Here is a 6,589-nt window from a genome sequence, read left to right as displayed (position 1 = left end):
ATTACGATCTCCAATATGTACGCATTTGGCGCACGAAATTTTGATTTGCAAGAAGCTTTGAAAGTAATGGATTTTCATGCATCAACCCCATCAAGTTTGAACGGACGGTTTAATCTGGCCGACTATCTACAGCTGGGTTACATTCCGATTGAAAGAGGCGGCTGGGTGACCGGGTATATCCCGGAATATAACAATGCGGACTTCGCGATCGCTCAGTTTGCCAAAGCGCTAGGCGATGAGGGGAAATATAGTACGTATTTGAACCGCTCACAGAGTTGGAAGCTTTCGTTCAAAGATGGCTATATTCAACCGCGACTGGCGAACGGGAATTTCGAGAGCAGCTTTGATCCGGCTAGCGAGCACGGCTTCCAAGAAGCAAACTCAGCTCAGTACACGTGGGTGCTTCCTTTTGACTATAAGGGATTATTCGAGAAAATGGGCGGTTTGGAAGCAGCAAGAACAAGACTCGATTTCTTCTTCCAGAAATTGAACGCAGGCTCGACTGAGCCGTATTCTTTTTTGGGCAATCAACCAAGTTATGGTATTCCATGGGCTTACAACTTTGCCGGACAACCTTGGAAAACCCAGGAAATTGTGCGCAAGGGCATGTTTGAACTGTTCCATGATGGGCCTGCTGGTCTGATCGGCAACAATGATTTGGGAGCGGGATCTGCGTGGTTCGTTTTGGCCGCACTAGGTTTGTACCCTTCGATTCCAGGGATCGGCGGCTTTTCGATGCATGCTCCTCTGTTCGAGGAAACGATTATTCATTTAAGCGATTGTAAACAAATCAGGCTTATCGGTAATCAGGCATCGGAAGAAGCGAAATATATCCAGAACTTAAAGCTGAATGGTCATAACTATGACAGTACTTGGCTGCCTTACGATTACATTAAGGATGGGGCTATCCTTGACTTTACGCTCAGTACAACACCTAATACAAGCTGGGCAACGAATCCTCCAGATCCGCTGGCACCACCTTCCAAGGGAGAATTCGCTTCTCAAGTCGCAATTGCTTGTACAAATTACACACCAATGCATGATAGCGCTCAAAAGGCGCCAGATGTGAACCATTCGGACGGTATACAGTCATTAGCATCCGTGTTGAATACAAAAGTTGCGGCTACCGAAGCTACAGCTGGATTTAGCAGCGTGGCACAGCCGTGGAAGCTTGTCCAGATGCCACAATCAAACGCCAGGTACAAGGGGGTTTCTGGAAGATGACGAAACGACTTTTAAGTATTTGGCATGTTCTGATTTGCAGCCTATTAATGGCCTGTCTGCTTCCGATACTAAGCGTTCAAGCGGCTCCTGGGGATTTGATCAATGTCGCTCTCGCGGGCAATATGACCGTTAAGTTTAGCAAAGAGAACCAGCCTAGTGAAACCGCTGTGAAATTATTCGATAATAATGTCAACACGAAGTGGCTGGGAGCGCAAACAACGAATGTTTGGGTGCAAGTTCAGTTCAATTATGGGGATACGCAAGCGGTGAAAAAGTATGCGATGGTGTCTGCCAACGATGCGCCGACAAGGGACCCGAAAAACTGGCGAATCGAAGGCTCGAATGATGGCATGAACTGGAGCGTGCTGGATGAGCAAAGCAATCAATCTTTCAGCGCACGTTTTCAAACGAAAGAATATACGATTGCAGGAGACAAAGTGAAAGAGTACGCCTAAGCTTACCCTGACTGCAACGGTGAAGAAAGGTTCTGCGTCGCAAACGAAGCAGTTTCCTGTGAATGTACTGGCGATGAGAGAGGCTGATTATCAATATGAAGCGGGGATTGATTTCGATTCAGGTTTTGAAGCGGGGGATATCGCTCCGACGGATACGACGGGTCCAGCTAACACGTACAGGATATTATCATTGACGAAGAATGTGGGTGAATTTTGCTGTGGGATCGGCGGCATGGAATCCAAAAAAGGAACTGGGGCGCACAATGGCGCGGCTGCGCTCCAATTTTCTGGCAATGCTTTAGATGCTAATCAATCCTATGCCTACAACCAAATATTTGATACCGAGATTCCCGTTAAGGCTTCAACTAGCTTGTCTTACTGGGTATTTCCCGAGAAAGAATCCGATGTTCTATCGACGTTGACTAGAACAACAAGCAAGTATGTGGCACTTGATATTTTGTTTACGGATGGCACTTATCTGCATAATTTGGGTGCCAAAGATCAGAATGGGGTTGTTCTTCATCCAAATGCACAAGGGAAAGGAGGTTATGTCCTCGAAGATCAATGGAATTTAATCACGACTAACTTAGGAGAAGTTGCGACTGGGAAAGTCATTGATAAAATTTTGTTCGGATTTGATTCCAGCGGCACCGTGCAAGGATTTTTTCGCGGTTCCGTCGATGATATCACCATTGAACACGATTCGACGGTTGGAGAAAAGGATACCATCGCTCTTAATGCCGCGAAAGCCGCACTTAGCTTAGGGGATACTTCCGGCGTTTCACATGACTTGAATTTGCCTATGGCAGGCGAACAGCAATCAAGGATCACATGGGAGAGCTCGAATCCGCTTGTCATGAACAGTACGGGGCATATTGTAGCCAGACCCATTCAAGGCGAGCCGAGTGCGGAGTTGACACTGACAGCTACCCTCATAAAGGGTGATTCGATCGCTACGAAGGTTTTGTTCCAAGATTGACTGGGTAAGCTCAAACCCTGCTGCACTTAGTGAAACAGGGCAAGTTCATCGACCCGGAGTCGGGCAGCCAGATGCAGAGATTACGCTGACAGCTACTTTGACCAAGGGTGAAGCAAATGAAACGAAGGCATTCACCTTAACGGTTAAGGCAATGCGTGCAGATGAGGAAAGCGTGATATCGGCTGCATCTGCGCTTGATTTGGGGAATACGAAATCAGTTGTGAATGATTTACTATTGCCGAGCCGTATAGCTGGCATGCCTGAAGTGGTCATTACGTGGTCAAGCTCAGATCCCGGAGTGATTGATTTCCATGGTCATATCATGCGGCCTTGTTATGGTGATCCGAATGTAACAGCCGTGTTAACGGCTAGGATTAGCTCGGGTGCTTCAAGCATCACGAAGACCTTTAACATCACGGTCACTGCGCTTGGTGACGTCGAAACACCATTAAATGACGATGCGGCCTTAAGCAGCATCACCATTAATGGCGAGCCGATTTCCGGTTTTGACCGAGACACTGCGGCATACACGGTGGAATTGCCGGTAAGCGAAGTTCAAATACCGACGGTTGCAGCCACGGCTGTTGATCCGAACGCAACGATGGTAGTGACTCAGGCTGACAAATTGCCAGGCCAATCGGTCATCGTAGTGACGGCTGAAGATCGTTCCACCCAGAGAACGTATACGATTGATTTTAAAACAAAAGAAGCTCCAGTCGGGAACATAGCCTATTTATTCGGTGTTGATCAAGTCAACGCTGGTGAACTTTTTGATCTTACTTACGATTTGAGCAGCGTGAGCCATAATGTCTATGCGCATGACTTGATCTTCACGTATGACGCTGCAGCTGTGGAGTTTATCTCCGCAAAACCGCGAAACAAAGATTCTCTCTTCTTGGATAAGAAGGAAACGTTAGGTCAGGTCCGTGTCCTTGCAGCAAAAATAGGAACAGATAAAGATCCGCTTGTGAACGGTTTGATTAATCTGCAATGGAGAGCCAAACCTACCTCGTTATCTGTATCCACAGCTATATCGCTGACTAGTGTCATTATTTCAGACGGTGAGGGTGTCGAAGTTAGTGTAGCTGGCGTTGTACATCCAATTCAAATAAACACAGTTGATAAAGCTGTGCTAAATGGACTTATAACGCAAGCGCAAGCAACGCATGATGCCGCGGTAGAAGGCACAAGTGTCGGGCAGTATCCGGTTGGATCGAAAGCTGTTTTACAAGCTGCAATTGTTCATGCAAAAGCTGTAGCAGATAACGCAGCAGCAAGTCAAAGCCAAGTGGATCAAGCCTCAGCGGAGTTGAATGCGGCGATCCAATTATTCCTGGCCTCCATAAATACTCAAACACCAGGTGATTTGAACGGGGATAATACCTACAGTATTGGTGATTTGGCAATGATGGCAGCCTACTATGGTAAAACGTCCGATGATCCGAATTGGCAGCTGTATAAGAAAGCAGATCTCACGAATGATGGGAAAATTGATATTGCGGACATGGCGATTGTAGCAAAATTGATTATAGGCTAGCAGGTAAGCCAGAGGTGGTGTCTTCGTGACATCATCTCTTTTTTTATATGTCTAAAAATGGAATAGAAGCTGCCCAGTGATCACATCCTAAGCTTAGCTTTATAAAATACCAGCTCAAAAACATCATTAGAAGGGGGAGTATAGGTGAAATTAACATCAGAGCAGCGGATTACCTTGCATGGTTTTAATAATTTGACCAAATCGCTAAGTTTTAATATGTACGATATTTGCTTTACGAAGACCAAGGAAGAGCGTGAAGCTTATATCGCWTATATAGACCAGCAGTACAATGCAGACCGTTTGACCGCAATATTAAAGTCCGTTGCCGACATTATCGGCGCTCATGTACTGAACATTTCCAAGCAGGATTATGATCCGCAGGGATCCAGTGTAACGATGTTGGTGTCGGAAGGCCCGATTGAGAAAGAACCGAATGAATCTTTCGAGGAATCGCCCGGACCGCTTCCGGAAGCCGTTGTCGCGCATCTGAATACCAGTCACATTACCGTACATACGTATCCGGAGTATCACCCAGACGAGGGGATCAGCACATTCCGGGCTGACATTGACGTATCCACTTGCGGAGAAATATCGCCGCTTAAGGCACTTAACTACCTCATTCGATCCTTCGACACCGATATTATGACTATGGATTACCGAGTAAGAGGTTTCACTCGCGATATCGTTGGACACAAGTTATTCATCGACCATGAAATCAGCTCCATCCAGAACTATATTCCTAGTGAAATCCAAGAGATGTACCAAATGATCGATGTGAACGTGTATCAGGAAAATATTTTCCATACAAAATGTAAGCTTCGTGAGTTTGATTTGAACAACTATTTGTTCGGCTACACCAAGGATTCACTGAGTAAGGAAGAGCAACTGGAAATTGAGAAGAGCGTGAAGTGGGAGATGGACGAGATTTTTTACGGTAAAAATATGGTCTTTACTTGATAAAAGTTACAAAAAACCGCTCATAGGGGGATATCCCGATAGGAGCGGTTATTTTTCTTTATCCAATTAGTCGGGTTGAATAAGTTTCGACTGTTTATTTCCGATTTTAACCTGAATTAGTATCATTATTGCTACCAAGATCGACATGCCAATAGGGGCAGGAGGAAAACTGCCGGCATGATCATGGATAAAGCCTACAACAAAGGTCCAATTATTGCAATACCGATACCGGCTAGGAAGGCTGTCACAAGCATCAACCATTCAGAATTAACAAAGTATCTCGAAGCAGTAGCAAGGCCTATGAGTAGGAGACAATAGGCAATAGTTTTTTCAATGCTCCAGCGATTGCCTAATTTAACTGCTGCCGGAGCGAAAAATCCCATGCATGGCCTCTTTGGTATTGTTTTTATGCCGCATAATCGAGATAATATAGCGTAATACGCTGCTGAGGAACGCCAAACGTCCCTCATTTTAATAGAGTAATGGAGGATTTAAAGGTGAATAACGTGATCTCGGAGTGGGCGGAGTCTCACTTTCCTATATATACGGCTGACAGCATTCATTCGCTGTACAGCACTTCGAACATACCGCAGTATAAAATCCATGAGAATTTAACCGTATTGATTGCGATTGCTGGTGGCACAGGTTCCCTGAGAGTAAGTGATCAAACTTACGAACTTACCGAAGGGAGCGTCATCCTCCTACCAGCGCATAGCGAGGCTTCCCTTATTGCGAATCCTTCTTTCCCGCTGCATGCTTTTAAGCTCTTGATCACTACCCAAGAGCAAGCGAGGCCTCTACATACAGGCGCAATGATGCGAAAAAGCGAAGTGACCACGAATACGAATATTCAATTTTTCCCCTATGAACCTGGGATCGTCTCCAGTATGGAGGAACTGTATATTCATCGATTACCCATAAGTGAAACCCGCCATGTACAGAATCAAATTATATTTCACCAAATCATGCTTCAGTTGCTAGAACATCAGGCTGCCAAGCTTGCTGCGAGCGAACAGCCGACAATGGAACGAAGTATTGCTTATTTGGAGAACCATTATAACGAAAAAATAACGCGTGAGCAGTTGGCGGCCATTGCTGGGGTAAGCCGGTCTCACTATTCGATTTTGTTTAAGCAGCATACGGGCTTCTCTCCTAACGAATACTTGTCGAGACTACGCGTTCACCGAGCCAAAGAGCTGCTAATTAACGGCTCTAGTACGCTTAGGGAGATTGCTATGAAAGTCGGATATAAGGATGAATTTTATCTCAGTCGTCGATTCAAGCAACAGACCGGAGCGTCGCCTTCGGGTTATGCCCAAGGGGCTTTTCAGCGTGTAGCTGTCTTGCTTACCCCCTATGCCAGCCATCTGCTGCTGCTTGAATTGGAGCCTGCTGTTACCATCTCGGATAGCAGTGAATTCGTGAATACGGCAGAGA

The 6,589-nt window shown here is 45.8% G+C and carries 6 protein-coding genes; all 6 read left to right on the top strand.

Annotation, left to right across the window (positions count from 1 at the left end; translation table 11 throughout):
• The coding region (locus AC1DUA_RS27460; RefSeq protein ID WP_477502789.1) for a glycoside hydrolase domain-containing protein at positions 1 to 1,224 on the top strand (1,224 nt) is incomplete at its 5' end.
• Positions 1,221 to 1,679 (top strand): discoidin domain-containing protein, encoded by a 459-nt coding sequence (locus tag AC1DUA_RS27455; protein WP_477502788.1) that lies wholly within the window; start codon positions 1,221 to 1,223, stop codon positions 1,677 to 1,679. The genes AC1DUA_RS27460 and AC1DUA_RS27455, both read left to right, overlap by 4 nt.
• Before the next feature lie 19 nt (positions 1,680 to 1,698).
• Entirely contained in the window at positions 1,699 to 2,658 is a 960-nt protein-coding gene (locus AC1DUA_RS27450; RefSeq protein WP_477502787.1) for an immunoglobulin-like domain-containing protein, read from the top strand.
• Positions 2,621 to 4,195, top strand: a complete 1,575-nt coding sequence (locus tag AC1DUA_RS27445; protein WP_477502786.1) for an immunoglobulin-like domain-containing protein — start codon at positions 2,621 to 2,623, stop codon at positions 4,193 to 4,195. Before AC1DUA_RS27450 ends, AC1DUA_RS27445 begins: the two co-directional genes overlap by 38 nt.
• Before the next feature lie 144 nt (positions 4,196 to 4,339).
• On the top strand, positions 4,340 to 5,152 hold the full coding sequence (speD, locus tag AC1DUA_RS27440) for an adenosylmethionine decarboxylase (protein WP_477502785.1): 813 nt from the start codon (positions 4,340 to 4,342) through the stop codon (positions 5,150 to 5,152).
• 497 nt (positions 5,153 to 5,649) lie between these two features.
• Positions 5,650 to 6,589: helix-turn-helix domain-containing protein (locus AC1DUA_RS27435; protein ID WP_477502784.1), on the top strand; the 940-nt coding region annotated here is incomplete at its 3' end.

Source organism: Paenibacillus sp. 01T422, assembly GCF_056398785.1.
Note: the sequence above shows the minus strand (reverse complement) of the source record. Positions and strands in the feature narration are given on the sequence as shown.

Coding starts and splice junctions, on each gene's coding strand:
- AC1DUA_RS27455 (WP_477502788.1), top strand. CDS start 1,221: ATGACGAAACGACTTTTAAGTATTTGGCATGTTCTGATTTGCAGCCTA.